This window comes from Dyadobacter luteus, from assembly GCF_003383615.1.
In the GTDB taxonomy this organism is placed as follows: Bacteria; Bacteroidota; Bacteroidia; order Cytophagales; family Spirosomataceae; genus Dyadobacter; species Dyadobacter luteus.
On record NZ_QNUL01000009.1, the window covers coordinates 81,544 to 102,600 of the forward strand.

Here is a 21,057-nt window from a genome sequence, read left to right on the forward strand (position 1 = left end):
CAACCTTGCCAAATGAGTAAAATCGCTCATCCTCTCCCAACCATTTCCCATCTAAATGTTACTTAATATATACTAACTCAAATCCGAAACTGCTATGAAACAATTTGCCCTATTTGTGATTTTTCTGACGCTTATCCTGGGATGTAAAAAAGATGATCCTGAAACTATTGTAACACCCATAGTCGGAAGATGGTTACTGAGTGAAAGAGAACAAACTGAAAATGGCGAAAAAACCTGGATAACGATCCCCGACTCTCTAGGAGGAGGCTTTACCTTTCGCGAAGATGGTGCCGTACTGTATGGCAATGGGTACACCATTTGTTGCCATCCTAAATTTTTATCTATAAATGGACAAAAGGTAAATGCTCCTGCCAGACAAAAACTTAATATGGATCCAATATGTACGTTTGCGAATTGTATATCTTCTGAGACATGGTATATCGAAGTTCAAGGTGATGAGCTCATTTTAACCTTTGAGGGGGGGGCAAGAACTAAATACGTAAGAGCTACAGGCGGGATTTAGATTTTGAACATCTTCCGATTATGGGACGTTTTGCTAAAGCAACCTACATCTGTTTCAACCAGAATTTCTATGAGTTGGATTTGATCTAGCAGATAATGCTGAGCAACTGTCGCACTTTATTTTTTGATCTTAGCCACCTGTATAGCTATGTACTCCGGAATATAATTGGGAGTACAATTCTTTCCGACGATTTCATCTTTGTAAAGACCTGTGTTCTCACCCAACGCGATGCATCTGGAACGGTACTCAGGCTGGAATATCCCGATTTGAGCAGCCGCGAAATTCATTGCCCACTGAACTTCCGGCTGTTCTTTTTCAATGGTGTCCTCAATGGAAGAAAGCAGTTTTTCACTGTTTGCAGGAGGTGTTTGCCCTACCCACCGCTGGCGCCCCTGATAATACCAAAAAATCCGCCGTTGAAGTTTGGAAGGACTATTCTGCCAGGATTCCATTAACGCGATCATTTTTTTGTCTTTAGAAAGCTGATTCGCCATCAGCCAGTCAATCAATTGGAGACTTTCTTCCTGCGGATGCTGCTGAATATCCTGGTCCAGACTGTCTATAACCTCCTGCGAAAGCAATTTCTTGTCCATAATCAGAATTGCTAGTTGACGAGCCAGATAGATACCCTTCGACCAAAGCTCCAAAGCCATCTCATGGTCTTTTTTGATATCGCCGGCTATTCTCCGAAGGTCGCCAAGCTTGGTGGTTGTGTCATTGATTTGGGATAAGATATCGCTCAGCTTTTTTGATAGGGACATAATAATCAGGTGTATAAATGCATTTTCATACTTTCTTCACTCACAATTCCTTTTTAATATCCTTTAGCCTTCTGGTCAATACAAAAATCGTAATGATATAAATAAGTACGATCACCAACGGAATGAATATAAATCTGCCTTCCGGAAACAGATACCAAAGTAGCAATACCGAAAAAGTCCGGACAACCGAGTGAAAGATGCCTACCCAATGGTCGATGATCCAGCTAAATGGAAGCCACATCAATCCGGTCAGTATGCCAACTGTTAAGGGTAGAGAAGTGTAGTTTTCCATAAAAAATGGAATAGCGATAGCGTATACCAGAACAGCCTGTGCTACAGTGTAAAAAAACAACTTATCAAAGGTATTTTTGGGTTTGTTCTTATCCAGAAAGTTTTCACCGGTAAGCTTCGAAATACCCATACCCAAGTAGACAATCGACCCTGTAGCGATAAAAAGTACCCATACGGTAATTATATCAGAAAAAAACAGACCTGAAATCAGAACAGCTGTCCAGGCTATCAGACCGGCTATGGGCGTGGCTAAAAATTTGCTTTGTTTGAACTCATCTCGTTGTTCTTCAAGAGTACGTATATCGTGCTGCATAAATCTTGAATAGGATTTCGTATGGTGCATTTCTTGTATGCCCATCAATTTAGAAAAATAGAACTTAAAAACTATACGTTTTCCGTAGTTCCCCCCAATTCTCCAATGTAAGCCAAGGCCTCTGATTTAATCAGAGGGAACAATTTTTGAAATCTTATTCTCAGAGGCGCATCAGTGTTCCGTCTTTCTAAATTACAAATGTTATGAAGTTCTTTCAAAAATTTAAAGACTTTGCTATCAAGGGCAATGTGCTTGATCTCGCTGTCGGTATAATTATTGGTGCGGCATTTACAACCGTCACACAGTCGCTGGTGAATGATGTGATTATGCCCCCGGTAGGGAAAATTATCGACAATGTTAACTTCTCTAACCTGTACATTCCGTTGGATGAGCAGACACGCGGTATTTCTTCTGTAGAGGAGGCGCGCAAAGCAGGAGCCGTTATTGCCTATGGAAATTTCCTTCAGAGCGTAATCAATTTCCTGATCATCTCAATGACGGTTTTTTTGCTTGTCAATCTTGTTCATTCAGTAAGGCAGAAGGAGGCTCAAAAACCTGCTGATCCACCTGCACCGACCAAAGAGGAAACGTTGTTGATGGAAATCAGAGATGCCCTCAGGGATCTTGCTCCTAAAAACGAAAATCCCTGAAACATAAATCGGGTAGATGAAATGATCACCTACCCGATTGTATTTTATTGATGTTCATGTTTTAGCGGTTTGTCCTTTTGAGACTTTTCGCTCTCAGGTTTGTCAACCACAACATCGTTATCATCGTGTAATCTGCTTATCGAATCACTATTCAGGTTGGACTGATTGCTAGGATACCCCCCTATTTTCTTTTGCTTCCCTTCATCCTGCCCCAGCGCTGATCTGCTTACCGTTCCGGAGCTATCGTTAGGTGTTGTCTCTGAATCCGAACCGCTCGCCTCTCCCGCATCCTTGCTGCAGGAAGCGAAAGTTACCATTGCCGCAACCGCCAGGATACCTGTATATCTTTGAATCGTCTTCATGGTTATTTCATTTTCTGGTGATCAAAATTTTATTGTTTAGTCCTTTTCCCCAGAAAAAACCATTCCTTCTAAGATTCAAATAACTCTTTCATCATATGGCATGAGCTATCTGCGATTCTTTTCCGGCACATTCTTAACTTGATTTTTGCTCTTAAAGCCCAATGCCCATAGGGTGTTGGGGGAAAGTTACTTTCTTCACCGATCCCGATTTGAGTGTATCCTCTTTCCTTTCGTGTAGCGCCTGTTCTGCTTTTTTGAATACCTTGCCACCAGATAAACTGTTTAAAAATTATATATAAACTGGTTAGCTCAACGTAAATTCTGTGTTCGTTCTAAATGACCTTATTGAGGAAAAACTGCAATAATATCGCTGCTTCATACTGAGAACATATTTCCTCAGACGTTCACTATCTTCTCAAGTTGATAACCTTTTGGAAATCAGGTTCAAAAAAACGGTATAAACCAAACGTCGACTACGACAATAAAAATGAGTATATACGTAAAAGTGAATTACTTACACATCGACTTCAAGTAAAATCCGGCACATTTTTTGTGGCTTAAATATGTACATCCAACCAACAGACGGCTGGAGTTTTCTACTTTTTCAGCTATGGAAAATCTGCCCGTTTTTGTCAAAGAAATTGTTCGTCTCTGGAATGTGAATCTTCGCAGGGAACAATTGTACAAGCAAGCGATGTCTTTGGATAATGCCGGATCATTGCGCCGGATATACAGCCACGGATACATCAGTTCCCTGTTGTTTAAAAAGGAGATTCAATGGGTTTATGATGGCGTCAAATGCTCGTTGGTGGATGGAGATATCAGTAAAAGAATACGTAAGGAAATCGTTCCAACCGTGTTCTCAAAAACCATTGATAAACTGTCTATCGCGCGTATCATGCGTGATCAGGAACAGAAGACAATCCGGGCTTACAGGACTCTTCAGTCAAAGATTTTACTTTCGGAGGATGATGACGCCATTTTTTCAGATCACCTGGAAAAACTCATTGAGCTTGATTCGCAGATCAATAAGGAGCTGGCCCGGAGTTATGAATACTTAAAGACAAAAATATAACGGTGGATTTAGTCCGTGCTGGTATGTTAGTATAGTAATAGCTAATCCAACTCAGAGTAACCGTCATCCCCCAGAATATCCCTTCCGTTAAACAGGCGAAAGTCAGTCACAATCTCATGCTTCTCCTGATCGTTTCTCGGATCCACGCTGATGATTATCCCACCTTCCTGCATATGACCGTCATAAGAAGTTATGTGCTGCTCGGCAACACCTGATTTTCTGATGGCATCTGTCTTCTCAGTCTTCATAAAATCCTGTGGTAGCAACTGCTGTAACTTTCGGGATATGGCGATTCCAAGTCCCGGAACTGAAATCATGGAGGTAATGGAAATGATCACGCCCGTGAAAGCACTGGCAGCCCGGCTGAGTGCATTTTCTTCATCGGCAGGCTGCAGGTCTTCTTCAGACGACCTGCTTAAGGTCTCGTCTGACATCAGTACTGAGATATCATCGGGCGTGTGTCCCCTCGAAATCAAGCTATGGTAAGCCTTGTCGGCATCTCTGCGCGAAAAGAAAACACCCGAGACTGTACCAATCGAGCGTGATGCAAATCCATGATTCTCCATAATTGTCTAATCGGTTTAAACTACAAAGTCACCAGATCCTGTTCCCAGAAATTTTCCTCCACTTCCTCACCTGTAGCATTTTTGAAGCGGCATCTTACTTCCCCGGATGGCTCCGAGCCGGATGTATCTGATACATAGGATACGACGGTCATACCCGTTGTGCCATTTTTTTCCTTAACCCAATCTCCCTCTTTGAATTTGTGGTTTTCCATGTTGCATAGTGTTTAGGATTGTAAAATTCAACCCGTGTCTTACATTAGATATTATCTGCTTCAAAGATTGTGCCCGGCGGGATAAATGATGATACATATCATACATTGTGAAAAGTAGCTGAAATTGGCACAGGATTTTATCAGTTTCTGTAATTCCATTTAACAAAACGCACTATGGCATCTCCCACCGTTTCAGAATGCAGTAAAATGTTGCATGATAAGGGGCTCACAATCGCTTTCGCTGAAAGTGCAAGTGCGGGAAGACTTTCCTCTGAATTTGCATTGACAACCCACTCGGGCGGGTGCCTTAAAGGAGGTTTGGTTTGCTATGATGCCTGTGTGAAGGAAGACATCTTGCATATATCGCCTGAGCTAATTGAGAGGTATACTGCCGAATCAGCTGAAGTTACACGTGAGATGGCCATGAAGCTCAAAACAATCATCCCGTCAGATATACAGGTGGCCATTACAGGTCTTACGACTCCCGGCGGTAGCGAAACCGCGGAAAAGCCCGTAGGTACTATGTTTGTTCATATATTGATACAAGACAGGCCTGTATCTCTGAGACGACTTTACACAGGTCAGCCCGAGCAGATCATTCTGAATACAATTGACGAGGTGGCAGAAACAATTATGAATGAACTGCATTTCGAGGTAGTTGAAAGCGAAGTCTGACATCAACAATCATCAAACAGATATCTGACTATTAATTCTTTACAAATTACATTTATTTACCTTCACACCAGTATGAAAACGATCAAAGCAGTACCATTTATAGCTATTGCGCTCCTTACGGCAGCATGCAACTCAAATCCCACGCAAAATACTGCCATCGACACAAAGCGGTCAGAAAAGGATTCAACCTTTAACATTTGCTTTTCCTCAATGGTAAAAAAAGATACAGTACTATTGAATGCACATATGTCAGGCGATAGCGTTACGGGAAGTCTGGGTTACAAACTCTACGAAAAAGACCAGAATAATGGCTCACTTCTTGCCAAAATGTATGGAGATACACTCAGGGGAATGTATACTTTTATGTCCGAAGGAAAAGAATCAGTGAGAGAAGTCATCTTCATAAAAAAGGATACTGTACTGATTGAGGGATATGGCCCATTGAAAGAGGTGGATGGCAAGACGGTTTTTGAAGATGCTGCCAACATTAAATTCAATGGAATTGTACTCACCGAAGCGCCTTGTAAATAGTATAAGCAATTTGTAAACTGTCGCTGATATTTTTTACTTTTAGCAGTGTTGGGGAAAATACGTTTCTAACCGGATATCAGTCATTTATATCAGCGACATGGCAAAAACTAAAACTACTCATACAGCAGCAAGCGTCACAGATTTTGTAGAGGCTTTGGAAAACGATCAGAAAAAGACCGACAGCTACAAACTGATCGAACTTATGTCACAAGTATCAGGATGCGAGGCGACCATGTGGGGACCGACAATCGTCGGCTTTGGAAATTACCATTACAAATACGACAGCGGCCACGAGGGTGATGCGCCTGTTTTGGGGTTCTCTCCAAGAAAGGCAGCGATTTCTCTTTACGTATTTACCGGACTCGAAGAGCATGAGCACTTACTGTCCGGACTAGGTAAATACAGTATGGGGAAAGCCTGTATTTATGCCAAAAAGTTAGCCGATATCAATACGGAGCACTTAACCACATTGATGCAGGAAACCATCAAATACGTTGAAAACAAGTATCAGAGAACTAGTTGAATCAGATTTAAAACACAGCCAGCATGGAAGCGATCACTTTATCTTACATTTACCAGGTTTCTGCGGACAAACTCTGGAATGCCATCACCAGGCCTGATGAAATGAAGCAATGGTACTTTACCATACATGATTTTGAACTGCAAGAAGGCTCCGTTTTTACCTTTTATGAAACAGAAACCGGAGGTGCTTTTCTGCATCGGTGCATGATACGCAGTATTATTTCCGGACAAAAGTTTGAACATACCTGGGAACACCCATCGCACACCAAGGGAATATCGGTGCTTAGCTGGGATATAGAAGCCATCTCTGAAAATACATCAAGACTCACCCTTACACACGCCGGCACAGAAAACTTTGCAGATGGCGGACCGGAGTTTGCGACGGAAAACTATATAGCAGGCTGGAAGGAAATTCTGGGTTACTCATTACGTAACTATTTGTACGGAATTGAGAAGTTGATTTTCGAGACTGATATTGCAGCTCCAAAAGAACGCGTCTGGGAGTTATTGTGGGGAAAAGAAAGCTACCAGGAATGGACAAGTCCGTTTATGGCGGGATCCTATTTTGAGGGTGAATTTGGTCAGGGCAAGAGAGTTCACTTGCTCTCGCCAACGGGTGAAGGTTTGTACAGCGACATTCTCATTTATGCAGAAAACGAACAACTCACTTTTAACCTGTTGGGCAACCTGAAGAACAAAGAGGAACAACCTCTTGATGCTGAATCAGAAATATGGACAGGCAGCCGAGAAAGTTATTTCCTTACCGATACGCCAGCAGGAACGCGTTTAAGGGTTCAGCTGGACAATCAAAAAGAATATGGAGATCAGATGAATAAGGCATTCCCTGCTGCTCTTCAGATACTGAAAGAAATGGCGGAAGGGAGACGATAAATATTTACTTTTTATGTCTACATAAATCTGATTTTTTCCTCCTCTACATCCAGCCTGTGCAAATGCCGTCTTACAGCATCGTCATTGGTGGTATACGCCTTGTTCCATTCTTTTAACCATGATCGTTGCACGTCCAGCATGTGCAGGTACACCTCCCTGCATTCCCGGGTTAGCTGTTCGTCATCAAGCAGCGTATTGGTGTTTTCTAGCTGCTTCAGCATTTTACCCACAGCAAACTGATTTGCATCATCAGCGACTTCTCTGTTTTTAAGATAAACAAGGCTGTCATCTGCCAATCTCCGGTGCAAATGATGGTATTCCTCTTCTTCAGACAAATCATGATCAGTGTCTTTCAAATTGAACCTTCGAATAAAAACCGGCAGAGTAAGTCCCTGAATAACAAGCGTGAGTAATATGACGACAAAGGTAATAAAAAGTATATGGTTGCGTTGAGGAAACGGAGTTCCATCCGCAAGATACGGCGGTATGGATAGTGCAGCAGCCAGGGAAACCACTCCTCTCATTCCTGCCCAACCCAGCAGAAACGGACCCCTATAGCCGGGATGTCCCTGCTCTGCAACAGTAATAAACCTCCTGGCGAACTGGGTAAAAACAACAGCCCCATAAGCTGACAGCAACCTGCCAACGATCAGTAATACGGTGATCATAACACCATATCCTATCGCAGAAAGTATACTCACTTCTTCGAGCCCTTCTGTGATTTCAGGTAAATCCAGTCCGATCAGCATAAACACCAGCCCGTTCAATATAAAGACAAGAGACTCCCATACATTGATCGCTCTCAGGCGGCTACTACTGGAGAGAAATCTGTGACGCTGTTGCGCCAAAAATAATCCACCGCATACTACCGACAAGACGCCCGATGTCTCGGCGCTCTCCGCCGCAATGTACATCACATACGGCGTCACCAATGACAGAACAATATCCATATTCACATCAGTGGGCAGCAGCTTATGTGTCTTATAAAACGCAAACGCAATTCCCAAACCTATGACTGCACCACCCAAAACTGCCCAAGTAAAACTGACAAATGCCTGTTCGAAGACAAACTGTCCGGTACCTACAGCGACAAGCGCGAATCTGAAAACAATTAAGCTGGAAGCGTCATTCAAAAGACTCTCCCCTTCCAGAATAGACGCCAGCCGTTTGGGGATTTTTACAAATTTCAGGATTGCTCCCGCACTAACTGCATCCGGGGGGGATACGATCCCACCCAAAAGAAAACCGAGCGCAAGTGTGAAACCGGGAATAAATTTACTGGACACCACCGCCACTGCAAAAGCAGTAAGAAATACGATCAGGAAGGCAAAGCTGCCAATAATCCTGCGCCAGCGCCACAGCTCTTTCCACGTAGTGGCCCAGGCCGCTTCGTAAAGCAGCGGAGGAAGAAAAATGATAAAAATGAGCTCGGGATCAATATGAATCCTGGGAATACCAGGCACAAAGCTGATCAATAGTCCACCCAAAACCAGCAATATCGGATAGGCGACTTTTATTTTATTGGCCAGCATGACCAAAAATACAATGACCATCAAAATGGCCAGATAAAAGGGAAACTGATGAAGCATAGAGATTTAAAAATCCTAAAATAGTATTATTTAACAAATTTCTGTTTTTTGCATAAGCAATTTTCGAACGTTGACTGTTTAAAAAAATATCTGATGAAAGTGATCATTACAGGAGCAACCGGAATGGTAGGCGAAGGCGTCATGCTCGAATGCCTGCAAAACAACAAAGTAGAGCAGGTTCTGATCGTCAGCAGAAAACATGTTGATTACCAGCATCCCAAACTCAAAGAATTACTGATCGCTGACTTTTTCAGCGCACAGGATTTCAGAAAGGAGCTGCAGGGTTACGATGCCTGTTTCTTTTGTGCGGGTGTAAGCTCTGTGGGCCTGAATGAAGCGGATTACACCAGAATTACCTATGATACCACCCTTCATTTCGCGGGAGTGCTGGCCGATATCAATCCGGATATGGTCTTCAATTTCGTGACCGGAGCGCACACCGACAGCTCTGAAAAAGGAAAAGTAATGTGGGCTAATGTAAAAGGAAAAACAGAAAATGCACTGATGCGCCTGCCCTTTCGGGGCCAGTACAACTTTCGTCCAGGATTTATGAAGCCAGTTAAAGGGCAGAAAAATGTACGCTGGTTTTTCAAACCTATTATCGCCATTTACCCTTATCTTTTCCCGAAACAATCTCTGACCCTTAACGAGGTTAGTCAGGCAATGATCAACACAGTGCTCACTACCTACCCCAAACAAGTTCTTGAAATTGGCGACATCAGAACTTTGGCAAAGGCTGTCTGAAACATAGAAAACTCTTCAGAGAAATTTATAACTTGATGTGATAATTCTGTAAAAACCTAATCTGTCGAACTATGGAGAAATATTACATTGAGATCAAATGGGCTGTGATTTTCATTATCGTCTCGCTCTTGTGGATGGTATTGGAAAAAGTCACAGGTTTACATGCCGAACACATCGACAAACAGCAATACCTGACGATGGGATTTATGATACCGGCAATATGGACTTATGTACTGGCCCTTCAGGACAAAAAACGCAGGTTTTATCACGGACAGATGAGCTACAAGCAAGGCGTGATTTCGGGATTGATCATTACAGTTATCGTCACCATTTTCAGTCCTGCTACACAGTGGATAACGACCTATGTGATCACACCTGAATTTTTCCCGAACGTGATTGAATATTCTGTCAAAACCGGTTATCACAAAACCCGTGCAGAAGCTGAGGCTTTCTTCAACTTTAAAAACTATGTTACCCAGGGATTAATAGGCGCGTTAGCCATGGGCACGCTCACTTCGTTGATCGTCGCATTTTTCGTCAAAAGTAAAAAGCCGGCTTAAAAACATCTTTAACGGTTAATGATAGCCTGATTACCGGCAATATTCCGATCTTTGAAAACCTTAACAGACTTCAGGGATCGGATTTTATTTTATACCAGTGACTCAACCCAAACCGCCATTAAAAGTACTCGTAGCCCCACTCGACTGGGGACTCGGACATGCTACGCGATGTATACCTATCATCAGACAGCTACTGCTGAACGGTTATAACGTTACACTGGCCGGTGAGGGAAAATCTGCTATGTTGCTTCAGTCTAACTTTCCTGAGCTGAATATGCTGCCTCTGAAAGGCTATAATATCACTTACAGCAAAACAGGAGCTGGCTTTGTTTTTCGTATTCTGACCCAGATTCCAAAAATTCTGAATGCAATCAGAAATGAGCGGAATTGGTTGAAACAGATTCAGAAAAAACACAGTTTCAACTTTGTTATTTCAGACAACAGATACGGATTGAAGATAGACGGATTGCACTCCATTATCATGACGCATCAGTTGCAAATCCTGAGCGGAACAGGAACACTCGCTGATAAAATAATGCTGAGGCTACATAAAAAAGTACTGGAGAAATTTGATACGTGCTGGGTGGTGGACAATGAAGGAGATAATAATCTGGGAGGAAAACTTGCTCATCCAAAACTCGTGCCTTCGAATGCTACCTACATTGGTCTGCAATCTCAGTTCACCAAAAAACCTCATCCCCAACAAAGCAGCGATAATAATCAGATACTGATTCTGTTGTCCGGCCCCGAACCGATGCGGACACTACTGGAAGAAAAGTTGCTCACTCAGATCGGAACGTTGACAGGTTATCACTTTCATTTGGTAGCCGGAAACCCGTCAGGGAACAAACCTGAAAACTTGCCGGCTCATTTGGATTATTACACGCACCTGAATGCTGAGAAACTGGGCATCATCATCGAGCAATGCGGGCTGGTGATATGCAGAAGCGGCTATTCTACGCTGATGGACCTGGCTGCACTTGATAAAAAAGCATTACTGATACCCACCCCAGGACAAACCGAGCAGCTATATCTTGGTAAAAAGCTTATGACAGACAATCGCTGCTATTGTGTTGAACAAAATAAAATTGACCTTTCAGTTGACATTCCAAAAGCACTTACCTACCCTGGTATTTTTGCAAAACAAGATCAGAAAAACTTAGATGCAGCCGTCTGTAGAGCTACTAAGCTTGCTATGGGCAACGGGGATTAATAAATTTTTTCTGCTTTCAAAGCAACTTCTGACAGGAGTGCAAGTTGCTCTTTATGATCATAAATGAGATTGTCGCGCATGGTGAAGCGGCGTTCTCCCTCGATTACCAGCAACTGCTCACATTCTTCTTGAGCACAATCTGAACTTTTCAGTTGCAGCACTAACCTCACTTCTAATGTCACCACATCCTCAAACGTATCCACGTCCAGAATTTCTGTTTTATGAATAAAATCGCCGTTGAGCTGCCGGAGATACATTTTCAAACCAGCTGCATTTTGTACAGCAAAAAAAGGTTGGGAAAAATCTCTGAAAGCAGGATGCAAATATTGATTCAACATATCAAGTCTGCCGTTGTTCCAGACCTCTTCAATAAAACCCTCGACACATTTCACATCTGATTTTTCCATAATTTGAGAAGTTATGATCCACAGGAAAATAGCTGCAAAAATCCCCTGTGATCACTTTGTTAGGAGTTGTGATTACATAAGCAGGCGTAACTTCTGAATCCTTCGGCAGTCAGTAACCCCCTGATAAAAAGATTTTTAATCTCTTCGTCAGAACCAGGAATCTGATTTTCCTGAGAAGACAGATCCAGCCAGAGCGTGGCTACCACCTCTTTGTTCAGATCCTGCCGGTAGAAGTTCTTTCCGATTCCGTTTTTCAGCGTTTGAATCAATACATCTTTTACCAAACCAGCCCTGAAGTTTTCCACCAGTTCCCATGCCCTGGCATAACTCCTTTGCATATCTCTGATAAAATTGGGATTATGCTTTTTCCGAAATGCTGTGATCAGATCCCAGAGCGCACAAGTCTGCTCAATAGGATTCTCTGACGAATTCACCAGTTGGTCCATTTCCGAGGATGACCTTTCCAGCATATCCTCCATCACCCTGACTACCAGTTGCTCCTTGCTGACGAAATATTTGTAGAAGGTCTTCTTTGAAATGCCCAAATCCGTTGAGATATCATCCGTACGCACTACATTAATGCCGAACTGGGCAAAAAGTTCGGAGGAGCGGTTCAGTATCCTTTCTTCAGTCGTCATGTCTGAAAGCTATAGTTAAGTTTGTTGAGAAGTGTTTATCCTTTTGATTCCAATTGATCAGCCACATAGCTCCTGATATCTCCCACCCGTTGAAATACACACCAGATATTCGTATCTGTTTGTAGTCCAAAAGCTGTATCCAGCCTCTGCATCAGCACCTTCATCTTTACCTGATTTATTCCCAAATCGTGTTCCAACAAGGCATGGTCAGCAAATGCGGAAAGTGGTAATCCTGTCAATCTGAAAATAATATCCTTTAATGTTTCCTCCATCTCACACGTCATTAGCTTTCCGGAGAGACAAAGCCCCTCCGGAAAGTCACACTACAAATAACCCCATCAATTAAGATTTTCACCTATTGCCTTTTTATAGACAGCTTCGCTCACTTTGTACTCAATACGAGCATCAATGATGTTGCTGTTGGCCTGGGCCCACAAGGTCTGCGCTTCAAGCACATCCTGCCCCGTCACTGTTCCTGCTTTAAAGCGGTCGTTGCTCAACCTGAGATTTTCTTCGGCCTGCTGCAGAGAAGCGCCAGATAGTTCGATCTTTCTGGCTGCCTGGTTCAAGCTCAGATAGGCATTTTGAATTTCCAGCGAGAGCAACTCTTTGGTCTCAGCCAACTGGATCTGTTGCGCACGCAGCTTAAAACCTTGCTCTTTAACCTTACTAGCCTTTTGTCCCCAATCCCAGATCGGAATGTTCACGCTAAGCATTCCGAAATAGGATGCCATACTGTTGCCACCGGTTTCGATATTCATTTTTTTACCAATACCAACAAAACCACCAGCCAGCACACCTACAGTCGGACGAAAATCAGCTTTGAGCATTTTCTCCTGAAGTTCTTCCAGCTCAACTACCTTTTTCAATAATGCTATCTCGGCACGTCCTTCAATAGCGGTAGCAGCAGATCCGGCAGTTATGGCATCAAATGTTCCCACTACAGAATCCGCCGGCATCAGATCCGAATCCAACGGCGCTCCGATAATCTGAGCAAGATTCATTTTGGAAAGCTCCAGACCGTCTGTTGCTTTACTGATATTAAGCTCTGTTTCATTTCGTTGTACCTGCACTCGCAGCAGATCATTTTTATAGATCATACCTGCGTCATACGAGTTGGTTAGCTCTTTACTCAAAGATTCAAGCAATGCTTCGAACTTTTCGGCAAGTTTGATTTTCTCCTTCAGGCTCACAATCTGCCAGTACGCTTTGTCTACATTCAAAAGCACTTCCGTTTCGGTAAGCGCCTTTTGGGCTTCCTGAATCTGTACACCTTTTGTAGCTAAATCCCGTCCAATCTTGATTTTACCTCCCGCGTAAATCGGTTGTGTCACTGTCAGCGACGGACTCACACCTACTGCAGGCAAAAGATTACTCAACGGTTTGCCCACATGAAACGCTGCAATTGAACCGTCGATGGCGGGCTTATCCAACCCTTTGGTTCCATCCTGGGCAGCTCTTGCAGCATCAATCTGATGCTGCGCCTGTTTTATTTTTTTGTTTTGTTCAACAGCCAGTCTTCTGACTTCCTCTAGCGTAACAGACCTTTGCGCTGTTACTTGCTGAGCAAGCATCAACAGAGCCGCTGCAAAACCTGATTTAATATATGCATTCATGATTATTTCCTTGGTTTATGCGTGGGATGGTCGGTATTGAATATGATCGTCGGCATCTGGCTGCACAAGCTCCTCTTCTACCGGCTCAGGTTTTACAAACAGGAAGTACAGTACAGGAACTACAAATAGTGTAAGTACCATTGACACCATCAGTCCGAATGCCAGTACACTCGCCAGCGGTCCCCACATCGGAGACTTGCCAAGAATCATTGGAATTACACCTACCGCTGCTGCTGAGGACGTCAGGAATATCGGACGCATACGGCGTTTCGCCGCTGCCAACGCTGCTGCTTTGATCGTGTAACCGTGGTCATTCACCAGCTCATCCGCATAGTCGACCAGGATGATACCATTCCGCACTACGATACCAATCAGAGATATAATTCCCATGAAAGCGGTCATCCCCATCGGATTGCCTGTAAGAAAAAGCCCCAGGAATGCCCCCAATAAACTCAATGGAAAAGTTGCAAGGATAATAAGCGTTTTCTTAAAATTCTTGAACTGAAACAAAAGTGTCAGGAAAATCAGGATCAAACTCACACCCAAGGATGCACCCATACCGGGTTGATTTTCTCCGCTGTTTTCAATCTCTCCACCGTATTGGATCTGGATACCCTCAGGAATATCAAGCGCGGCGATTTTTGGTTCGATATTGGCCTGCACTTTTGAAGCACGGATTCCGTTTTGAGCTTCAGAGGTTACAGTGAGCGTACGAAGACCGTTTCTGTGTGCAATTTTTCCTGTATGCCACCCCGGTACGAGTTCTGCAACTTCTTTCAATGGCACTTTACCACCAAATTGCGTACTGATGTACAGATCTGAAAGATCGTTGAAATCTTTCCGGCTATTTGCGTCCAGTCTTAGGAAAATATCAACCGGCTTATCTCCTTCCCACAATGTGGAAGCACTGAAACCTTTCAATTGGGCTCCCAATGTTTGGGTAATCGCTTGCTTGGATACACCCAGACGACTTGCAACATCATCCTTGATATTTACTGTAACACCGAAGTTATCGGTATCATAATCATTGCGGATAAAGTTGGCGCCCGGCTCCCCTCTGAGAATCTCTTCCACCTGAGTAGCCACTCTTTTCTGATCATGGATATTTTCACCAATGACGCGTACTTCAATCGGGGAAGTTGCCTGCATACTCAGCTGCCTTACTTTTATCTCTCCATCCGGCAAAAACCCGTCCAGTTTTTTGAGATATTCTTTTGCCATCTCATTGGTTGCGTCGTCATCGACCGTTGTAATGAAAATCTGGGCAAAATTTCTTCTAGGTACTTCCGGTGCATAGGTAATATGGAAACGGGGAGAACTTCCTCCGACAAAACTGGCTACACTCACCACACGTTTGTCTTCCTTCAACATTTTCTCCAGTTTCTTCACAGCTTCCTCAGTAACCGGCAGTGAAGTTCCTGTCGGCAACCATACCTCCATGTTGAACTGATTTCTTTCGGCAGTCGGGAAGAATTCCTGATCTACGTTGCCTGCTACCACCAATGCCATTACCACAGATACAATAGCAACCGCAATGGTAGATTTCGGATTGCGGAAACAAAGCTCAACCACTTTGTTAAAGCCGTTCTGTAGTCTGTCGAGAATAGTCAGTTTCGGTGGACGGTCAGATACTTTATGTTTCAAACCATTCTTAATGAACAGATAACACGTATACGGAGTTACCAAAAGTGCTACGGCCATCGATGCTGTAAGAGCCACAGCAACCGTTACGGGCAAAGCCGCGATGAAGTCTTTGGCAATACCATTCATAAAGAAGGCAAGCGGGGCAAAAGCGAAAATAATTGCCAGCGTCGCCGTGAAAATAGGTAACGAAAGCTGGGTTGCTGCCTGCCAGGCGGCGGTCCATGGCGTAATTCCCTCATCGAGTTTTTCAATGTAATTATCTACAACCACAATCGCGTTATCTACCACCATCCCCATCACAATAATCAAAGCCACCAGCGTTACCTGATGCAGCTCAATTCCGATAATGTTGATAATACCAAACGTGATCGCAATCGATATAGGCGCTGCAAGAGAAGCAATGGCTGCAATACGGAATGGCATCAGCAGCATGATCACAACCAGTACTGTAGCAATGGCAATACCAAACTCAACCATAAAGTGACTGATACTTTTACCCACCACTTCCGGCTGGTTCACGATCGCTTCTACTTTCACATCGTCGGGGAAGGTACTTTGTAATTGAGCCATTTTGGCTTCCACTTCCTGACCGAACTTTACAATATTATTACCGGGCTGCATTTCCACAGTAAGCATCATCACTTTATCCTCACCCACACGGATATACGAGGACGTTTCTTCGTAACGTCTTTCAATGTTAGCGACATCTTTCAGTCGCACCACCGTACCATTCGGATTGGTATAGATGATCTGATTGGCGACGTCAGCTTCAGTATTATAGCGGGTACTTGCAAACACAGGTACGTTGTTATTGGCAACCGTGAGCTCACCTGTATATCCTGTCACATTCTGGGTTTGAAGCGCTCCTACAATAGCAGATATATCAAAACCGTACTGGCGCATCTTCAGATCGTCGACCGTCACATAAATCTGCTGTTTCTGACCTCCCGAGCGGTTGATCTTGGAAACGGTAGGAATTGTTTTTAATCCATCTTCCAGATTATCCAGATACTTTTCAATTTCCGCATAACTTCTTTTAGGGGATGATACAGTGATCATCTGCGCAACCACATCACCGAAGTTACTGTTCACGATAGGCCCGATAACCCCCTTCGGAAGCACCCCGGCCATGTTCATATTCAAACCATGCTGCAAAGAACTCCAGAATTTCTTCCTGTCTTTCACAGTGGTATGCAATTCAACAGTGATAAAAACCTGTCCGTCCTTGGTTTCGGATTTGGTTTTTTCTTTACGGATCTCTTCGAAAGAAAACAGGTACTGCTCAATTTTGTTGGTCACCTGCTTCTCCATCTGCACCTCATCGGTTCCAGGATAAAATGCCATCACCATCCCCACCGGCATGTCAATTTTCGGATCCTCGCTTCGGGGCATATTCAGCAAGGCATTCACCCCAAGTAATACAAGCAAGGTGGTTACAACAAGCGTAACCTGCTTGTACTTCATAGCGGCTTCTATAAAGTTTAATGTACGTTTTTTCATGTTTGAAAGCGATTAGCTGTGAGCTATTGGCCGTTAGCTTTTATTGTAAATGATAGGGTGAACCTTCAATTTACATGTAGATATAAAGTAAATTTTGACTTAAAAACTCCGCTCCCTTACAGGCTAACGGTGGCTCCGTCTTTCAGTTTAGTCTGACCGGTTACCACTACACGGTCACCACTTTGCAGACCATCGCTGATCACTACATCGTCACCTTTCAGTCCACTGGCTGTGATGCGCTTACGTGTTACCTTGTTATCGCCGTTAGCCACATATACATATGTAATGTCGTCGGCATCGCGAATCACAGCCTTGGTAGGTACAGTAATCGCATCCACACTCTGACCTGTTGCAATCTCGGCATCGGCTATCATGCCTGGAAGTATCTTCCCTTGTCCGTTAAGAAGCTGTATTTTTACGCTGTAAGATTTAGTAGCAGCATCGGCCATTGGATTGATAATGGCGATCTTTCCTGTCAGTTGCTGACCAATCGTAGCGATCGAGACGTTGGCAGTCTGTCCTTTTGAAATCTTTCCGATTTCACTTTCAGGTACCGATACCCTTGCGTATACTTTGGATGTATTGATAATGGTGAAAGCAGGAGCGCCCGGTGCTGCCATAGCACCTTTCTCAATGTTTTTCGAAGTAATGATACCCGACATAGAGGCGTACAATTTTGTATCCTTCACACGCTTCAGAGAAAGGTTACGGTTGGCCTTTGCCTGTGCAAGTTTGGATTTGATATCTATAAAATCTTTGGCAGGCAAACTTCCTTTTTCATACAAACCGTTCAGACGGGTATACATATCTTCTGCCTGTTCCAGACCGGCAGACGCAATCAAAAGCGCATTGTCATATTCTGTAGGATCAAGAACGGCAAGCAACTGTCCGGCAGAAACCATTTGCCCTTCGTTAACCAATACGGATGCGACCGTACCAGGTACTGCAAAACCCAATTGAACCTGATTTTCAGCTTCAATCGTACCGGAATATCTGAGTTGCTCAGCTTCGCTCCCAGAATTGATTTGCTGTACTGTCACCTTAACGGGTGAAGTGTCTTTTGGCTTTTCTTCCTGTTTTTGTCCGCAGGCGATCAATACCCCTCCTACCAGTAGCGGAAGAGCAGATCTTTTCAAGGTAATATTCATTTTCAGATGTGTTAATAATTAGAATTATAGAATAAAATTGTTTTTTAGTCGACTAACGGGCAAAAAAATATCTTCACTGCCGCATGATACCTATCATCATCATCTCATTGAGAAAATTTACCTTGCCATCTACGTCATCAACACGGTTGTATAAAATCAGGTCAAGTTCGAGGCCATGATTGGCACTCATCAATACAAAGGCCATGATATCCAGCTCCTTTTCAGTAAAAAACCTAAACTCCTTTGTGGCAACACCATATTGTAGAATACCCTTCAAAATCCTGATTTCCTTCTCATTGTGCTCTGTCCGGTATTTGAGTGTCGGGTCCGTCATTTGACCGTTTCCAAGCATCTCACGCACTTCATTGATCATTACCTCATACAGATTGGTTACCTCTTTGATACGCAGGAGCCGGGACTTACAAAATTCTTCCATTTTCTGGCGAGCCGAAGGAGCAGCAGCAATCAGCTTCTGGGCCTGGTCAAAAAATTTGTTTTTTTCGTCCTGAATAATGGCATCAAAAATCTCTTCCTTACTTTTGAAATAATAATACAAGGTGCTTTTTCCTTTACCCGCCTCTCTTGCGATGTCTTCCATAGTAGTCTTGTTCAGACCGTATTTCTGAAAAAGGCAGTCCGCAGCCGACAAAATTTTACACCTTAGTATTTCACTTTTGACTTTCATTTTTAGACTAAAAATGATTTATAGTCCAAAAGTAGAGTCTTAAATTTTCCGCACCAAATTAAATCACAAAAAAACAGCCCGTTTCATTGAATATTTATATTGAAAATAAACAAAACAACGTATATACTATTCAATTTTCGTTGACACAGCTATTCAAATCCGACTAAAAACACTTCACAGTCTACAGGATATTGTTGCAATCTCACCAAACAGAAACAAAAAAATCGGCTGGCCGCTTGCGTATTGCAAACCACCAGCCGACGTCACTTCGCCTGTTAAAATAAGTGATCAGGGCTCGATTCGGAACCAGTCAAAATCAGCGTAACCTGAATCATTTATCTGCGTATCACGGGTACAGAATATCCCTACCTTCGCTCCGATCCACTTTCCGGGTTCAGTCTGAAATGCTTCTCCTACCTGTTCAAATTGTTTTCCGTCGCGACTGTAACTAAAACGGGCCAAACCTTTCTTTTCGATTTTTACTCTTAAATAGACATCTTCACCTGATTTGAATTTCCCCAGTGTGGTCTCCTTCTCAAGCTTGTCATTAATCGCTTTTTTGCAAACAACACTCACCAGCGCTATACCATCCTTCTCACTTTTCAGCACCAGCCCTGCATAACTCTGCCCCATCACAACAAGCCCAGTCCTTTCGTTAACAAGTTTAGCATTAGGCTTAAACGATAGCTTGGTAGTAGCTGTGAATTCTTCAGCCGGGAATTTCTGCATCAATACATTCGGTACAGACCATAGGTTAGCAGCACCTTCGGGTATTTTCTGAGAATAGAGCCTGAGAGATCCTGTATTGCTGGTCGACAACCAGATACCTTTCGGATTGGCCTGCCACTGCCATTGTTTACCCAAAGCGACAGAATTGAATTCATCCGATTCCGGCGGAGTAGCAATCGGATAGGTTTTACCCACATTCGGTTTTTTGTACACCAGCACAGGTTCGCCCTTTCCGTCTCCGTCCGCATCCGCTCCGATTACCGGCCAGTCGTTTACCCATTTCATAGGCTGCAGGTGTACAACACGCCCGTACATATCCTTATCCTGGAAATGTAAAAACCAGTCTTCCGATTTCCCGTTCACAGGCTTGGTATCCACCCATGCGCCTTGATGAGGCCCGTTGATGCCGCTTTTACCCTCGTCCATCACCACCTTACGTTCGTATGGGCCCCACACATTTTTAGATCTGAGTACAAGTTGCCAACCCGTTGAAACGCCGCCAGCCGGTGCAAAAATGTAATAGTAACCGTTACGCTTGTAAAACTTAGGCCCTTCTACTGTAGGATCCAGCTCATGGCCATCATACACAATCGCACCCTGATCCAAAACTTTGTCTCCGGCTGCATTCATTTCTTTCACAGTTATCACGCTTTTGATACCAGCGCGGCTCCCGGCCCAGCCATGTACCAGATACACCTTGCCGTTGTCATCCCACAAAGGGCAGGGATCAATCAAACCCAATCCTGCCTCAACCAATACCGGCTCGCTCCAAGGCCCGGCTGCGTTTTTGGCTTTTGTAAGATATATACCAAAATCGGGATCAGGATAGTAGATATAGAATTCTCCGTTGTGGTAGCGGATCGCCGGCGCCCACACGCCGTTACCATGCTGTGTTTTTTCAAAATGCGCAATGGGCGGCTGGCGATGCAGCGCATGACCGATCAACTTCCAGTTCACCAGGTCTTTGGAATGCAAAATCGGAAGTCCGGGTACGGCATCGAAGCTTGACGCGATCATGTAAAAATCCTCTCCTACCCGGCACGCATCCGGGTCTGAATAATCGGCATTCAGTACAGGATTTTTGAATGTTCCGTTGCCTGAATCAGACACCCATACTTTGGATACAGGTGCATCGGCATTCTGCACTTTACTCACTGTTTGCTGAGCAGATACTCCGGTCATCACCAGAGTAAAAGCGCCAGCCATAACGAT

General features: G+C 43.7%; 24 protein-coding genes. 10 read left to right on the top strand and 14 right to left on the bottom strand.

Annotated elements, in window-relative coordinates; translation table 11 throughout:
* Positions 1-94 precede the first annotated feature (94 nt).
* On the top strand, positions 95-523 hold the full coding sequence (locus tag DSL64_RS13335) for a hypothetical protein (RefSeq protein WP_115831402.1): 429 nt from the start codon (positions 95-97) through the stop codon (positions 521-523).
* 116 nt (positions 524-639) lie between these two features.
* Here the strand turns inward: DSL64_RS13335 and DSL64_RS13340 are convergent, their stop codons facing one another.
* Positions 640-1,284 (bottom strand): DNA alkylation repair protein, encoded by a 645-nt coding sequence (locus DSL64_RS13340; RefSeq protein WP_115831403.1) that lies wholly within the window; start codon positions 1,282-1,284, stop codon positions 640-642.
* Positions 1,285-1,324: 40 nt separating this feature from the next.
* The gene (locus tag DSL64_RS13345; RefSeq protein ID WP_229217075.1) at positions 1,325-1,933 is read right to left on the bottom strand and encodes a DUF7010 family protein; all 609 of its coding nucleotides are present in this window, start codon (positions 1,931-1,933) and stop codon (positions 1,325-1,327) included.
* Between the two features lie 158 nt (positions 1,934-2,091).
* On the opposite strand from DSL64_RS13345, the gene mscL reads away from it, so the two are divergent.
* Complete coding sequence (gene mscL, locus DSL64_RS13350; protein WP_115831404.1) at positions 2,092-2,538, top strand: large conductance mechanosensitive channel protein MscL; 447 nt, start codon at positions 2,092-2,094, stop codon at positions 2,536-2,538.
* A 44-nt stretch (positions 2,539-2,582) separates the two neighbouring features.
* Here mscL and DSL64_RS13355 read toward each other — a convergent pair whose 3' ends face one another.
* Complete coding sequence (locus tag DSL64_RS13355) at positions 2,583-2,900, bottom strand: hypothetical protein (protein WP_115831405.1); 318 nt, start codon at positions 2,898-2,900, stop codon at positions 2,583-2,585.
* A gap of 610 nt (positions 2,901-3,510) precedes the next feature.
* Here DSL64_RS13355 and DSL64_RS13360 point away from each other — a divergent pair.
* Complete coding sequence (locus DSL64_RS13360; RefSeq protein ID WP_115831406.1) at positions 3,511-3,975, top strand: hypothetical protein; 465 nt, start codon at positions 3,511-3,513, stop codon at positions 3,973-3,975.
* Positions 3,976-4,016: 41 nt separating this feature from the next.
* Here DSL64_RS13360 and DSL64_RS13365 read toward each other — a convergent pair whose 3' ends face one another.
* Positions 4,017-4,541, bottom strand: a complete 525-nt coding sequence (locus DSL64_RS13365) for a hypothetical protein (RefSeq protein WP_115831407.1) — start codon at positions 4,539-4,541, stop codon at positions 4,017-4,019.
* Positions 4,542-4,561: 20 nt separating this feature from the next.
* The gene (locus tag DSL64_RS13370) at positions 4,562-4,753 is read right to left on the bottom strand and encodes a YodC family protein (protein ID WP_115831408.1); all 192 of its coding nucleotides are present in this window, start codon (positions 4,751-4,753) and stop codon (positions 4,562-4,564) included.
* Between the two features lie 174 nt (positions 4,754-4,927).
* Between DSL64_RS13370 and DSL64_RS13375 the strand changes: the two genes are divergently transcribed.
* The 4 genes from DSL64_RS13375 (at position 4,928) to DSL64_RS13390 (ending at position 7,372) form a co-directional block, all read left to right on the top strand.
* Positions 4,928-5,428 (top strand): CinA family protein, encoded by a 501-nt coding sequence (locus DSL64_RS13375; RefSeq protein ID WP_115831409.1) that lies wholly within the window; start codon positions 4,928-4,930, stop codon positions 5,426-5,428.
* Positions 5,429-5,500: 72 nt separating this feature from the next.
* Complete coding sequence (locus tag DSL64_RS13380) at positions 5,501-5,959, top strand: hypothetical protein (protein ID WP_115831410.1); 459 nt, start codon at positions 5,501-5,503, stop codon at positions 5,957-5,959.
* A 97-nt stretch (positions 5,960-6,056) separates the two neighbouring features.
* Entirely contained in the window at positions 6,057-6,482 is a 426-nt protein-coding gene (locus DSL64_RS13385) for a DUF1801 domain-containing protein (RefSeq protein WP_115831411.1), read from the top strand.
* Between the two features lie 23 nt (positions 6,483-6,505).
* The gene (locus tag DSL64_RS13390; protein ID WP_115831412.1) at positions 6,506-7,372 is read left to right on the top strand and encodes an SRPBCC family protein; all 867 of its coding nucleotides are present in this window, start codon (positions 6,506-6,508) and stop codon (positions 7,370-7,372) included.
* Positions 7,373-7,389: 17 nt separating this feature from the next.
* Here DSL64_RS13390 and DSL64_RS13395 read toward each other — a convergent pair whose 3' ends face one another.
* Positions 7,390-8,961, bottom strand: coding sequence for a Na+/H+ antiporter (locus DSL64_RS13395; RefSeq protein ID WP_115831413.1), 1,572 nt, complete (start codon positions 8,959-8,961; stop codon positions 7,390-7,392).
* Between the two features lie 93 nt (positions 8,962-9,054).
* Between DSL64_RS13395 and DSL64_RS13400 the strand changes: the two genes are divergently transcribed.
* The 3 genes from DSL64_RS13400 (at position 9,055) to DSL64_RS13410 (ending at position 11,478) form a co-directional block, all read left to right on the top strand.
* Complete coding sequence (locus DSL64_RS13400; RefSeq protein WP_115831414.1) at positions 9,055-9,705, top strand: NAD-dependent epimerase/dehydratase family protein; 651 nt, start codon at positions 9,055-9,057, stop codon at positions 9,703-9,705.
* Positions 9,706-9,776: 71 nt separating this feature from the next.
* On the top strand, positions 9,777-10,265 hold the full coding sequence (locus DSL64_RS13405; RefSeq protein ID WP_115831415.1) for a DUF4199 domain-containing protein: 489 nt from the start codon (positions 9,777-9,779) through the stop codon (positions 10,263-10,265).
* Positions 10,266-10,362: 97 nt separating this feature from the next.
* Positions 10,363-11,478: a glycosyltransferase gene (locus DSL64_RS13410; RefSeq protein WP_115831416.1), complete on the top strand. Its 1,116-nt coding sequence runs from the start codon at positions 10,363-10,365 to the stop codon at positions 11,476-11,478.
* On the opposite strand, the gene DSL64_RS13415 is transcribed toward DSL64_RS13410, so the two are convergent.
* The 8 genes from DSL64_RS13415 to DSL64_RS13450 all read right to left on the bottom strand — a co-directional run bounded on the left by DSL64_RS13415 (position 11,475) and on the right by DSL64_RS13450 (position 21,027).
* Positions 11,475-11,885 (bottom strand): hypothetical protein, encoded by a 411-nt coding sequence (locus DSL64_RS13415; RefSeq protein WP_115831417.1) that lies wholly within the window; start codon positions 11,883-11,885, stop codon positions 11,475-11,477. The two genes, DSL64_RS13410 and DSL64_RS13415, sit on opposite strands and share 4 nt — an antisense overlap.
* 59 nt (positions 11,886-11,944) lie before the next feature.
* On the bottom strand, positions 11,945-12,523 hold the full coding sequence (locus tag DSL64_RS13420; protein ID WP_115831418.1) for a TetR/AcrR family transcriptional regulator: 579 nt from the start codon (positions 12,521-12,523) through the stop codon (positions 11,945-11,947).
* Between the two features lie 35 nt (positions 12,524-12,558).
* Positions 12,559-12,795: a hypothetical protein gene (locus tag DSL64_RS13425; protein WP_115831419.1), complete on the bottom strand. Its 237-nt coding sequence runs from the start codon at positions 12,793-12,795 to the stop codon at positions 12,559-12,561.
* 66 nt (positions 12,796-12,861) lie between these two features.
* Positions 12,862-14,139: a TolC family protein gene (locus tag DSL64_RS13430; RefSeq protein WP_115831420.1), complete on the bottom strand. Its 1,278-nt coding sequence runs from the start codon at positions 14,137-14,139 to the stop codon at positions 12,862-12,864.
* 15 nt (positions 14,140-14,154) lie between these two features.
* Positions 14,155-17,283 (bottom strand): efflux RND transporter permease subunit, encoded by a 3,129-nt coding sequence (locus DSL64_RS13435; protein ID WP_199539389.1) that lies wholly within the window; start codon positions 17,281-17,283, stop codon positions 14,155-14,157.
* Between the two features lie 116 nt (positions 17,284-17,399).
* A complete protein-coding gene (locus tag DSL64_RS13440; RefSeq protein WP_115831421.1) occupies positions 17,400-18,431 on the bottom strand; it encodes an efflux RND transporter periplasmic adaptor subunit in 1,032 nt (343 codons plus the stop codon).
* A 73-nt stretch (positions 18,432-18,504) separates the two neighbouring features.
* Positions 18,505-19,116, bottom strand: a complete 612-nt coding sequence (locus DSL64_RS13445) for a TetR/AcrR family transcriptional regulator (protein WP_115831422.1) — start codon at positions 19,114-19,116, stop codon at positions 18,505-18,507.
* A 288-nt stretch (positions 19,117-19,404) separates the two neighbouring features.
* A complete protein-coding gene (locus DSL64_RS13450) occupies positions 19,405-21,027 on the bottom strand; it encodes a glycoside hydrolase family 43 protein (protein ID WP_229217084.1) in 1,623 nt (540 codons plus the stop codon).
* Positions 21,028-21,057: the final 30 nt, after the last annotated feature.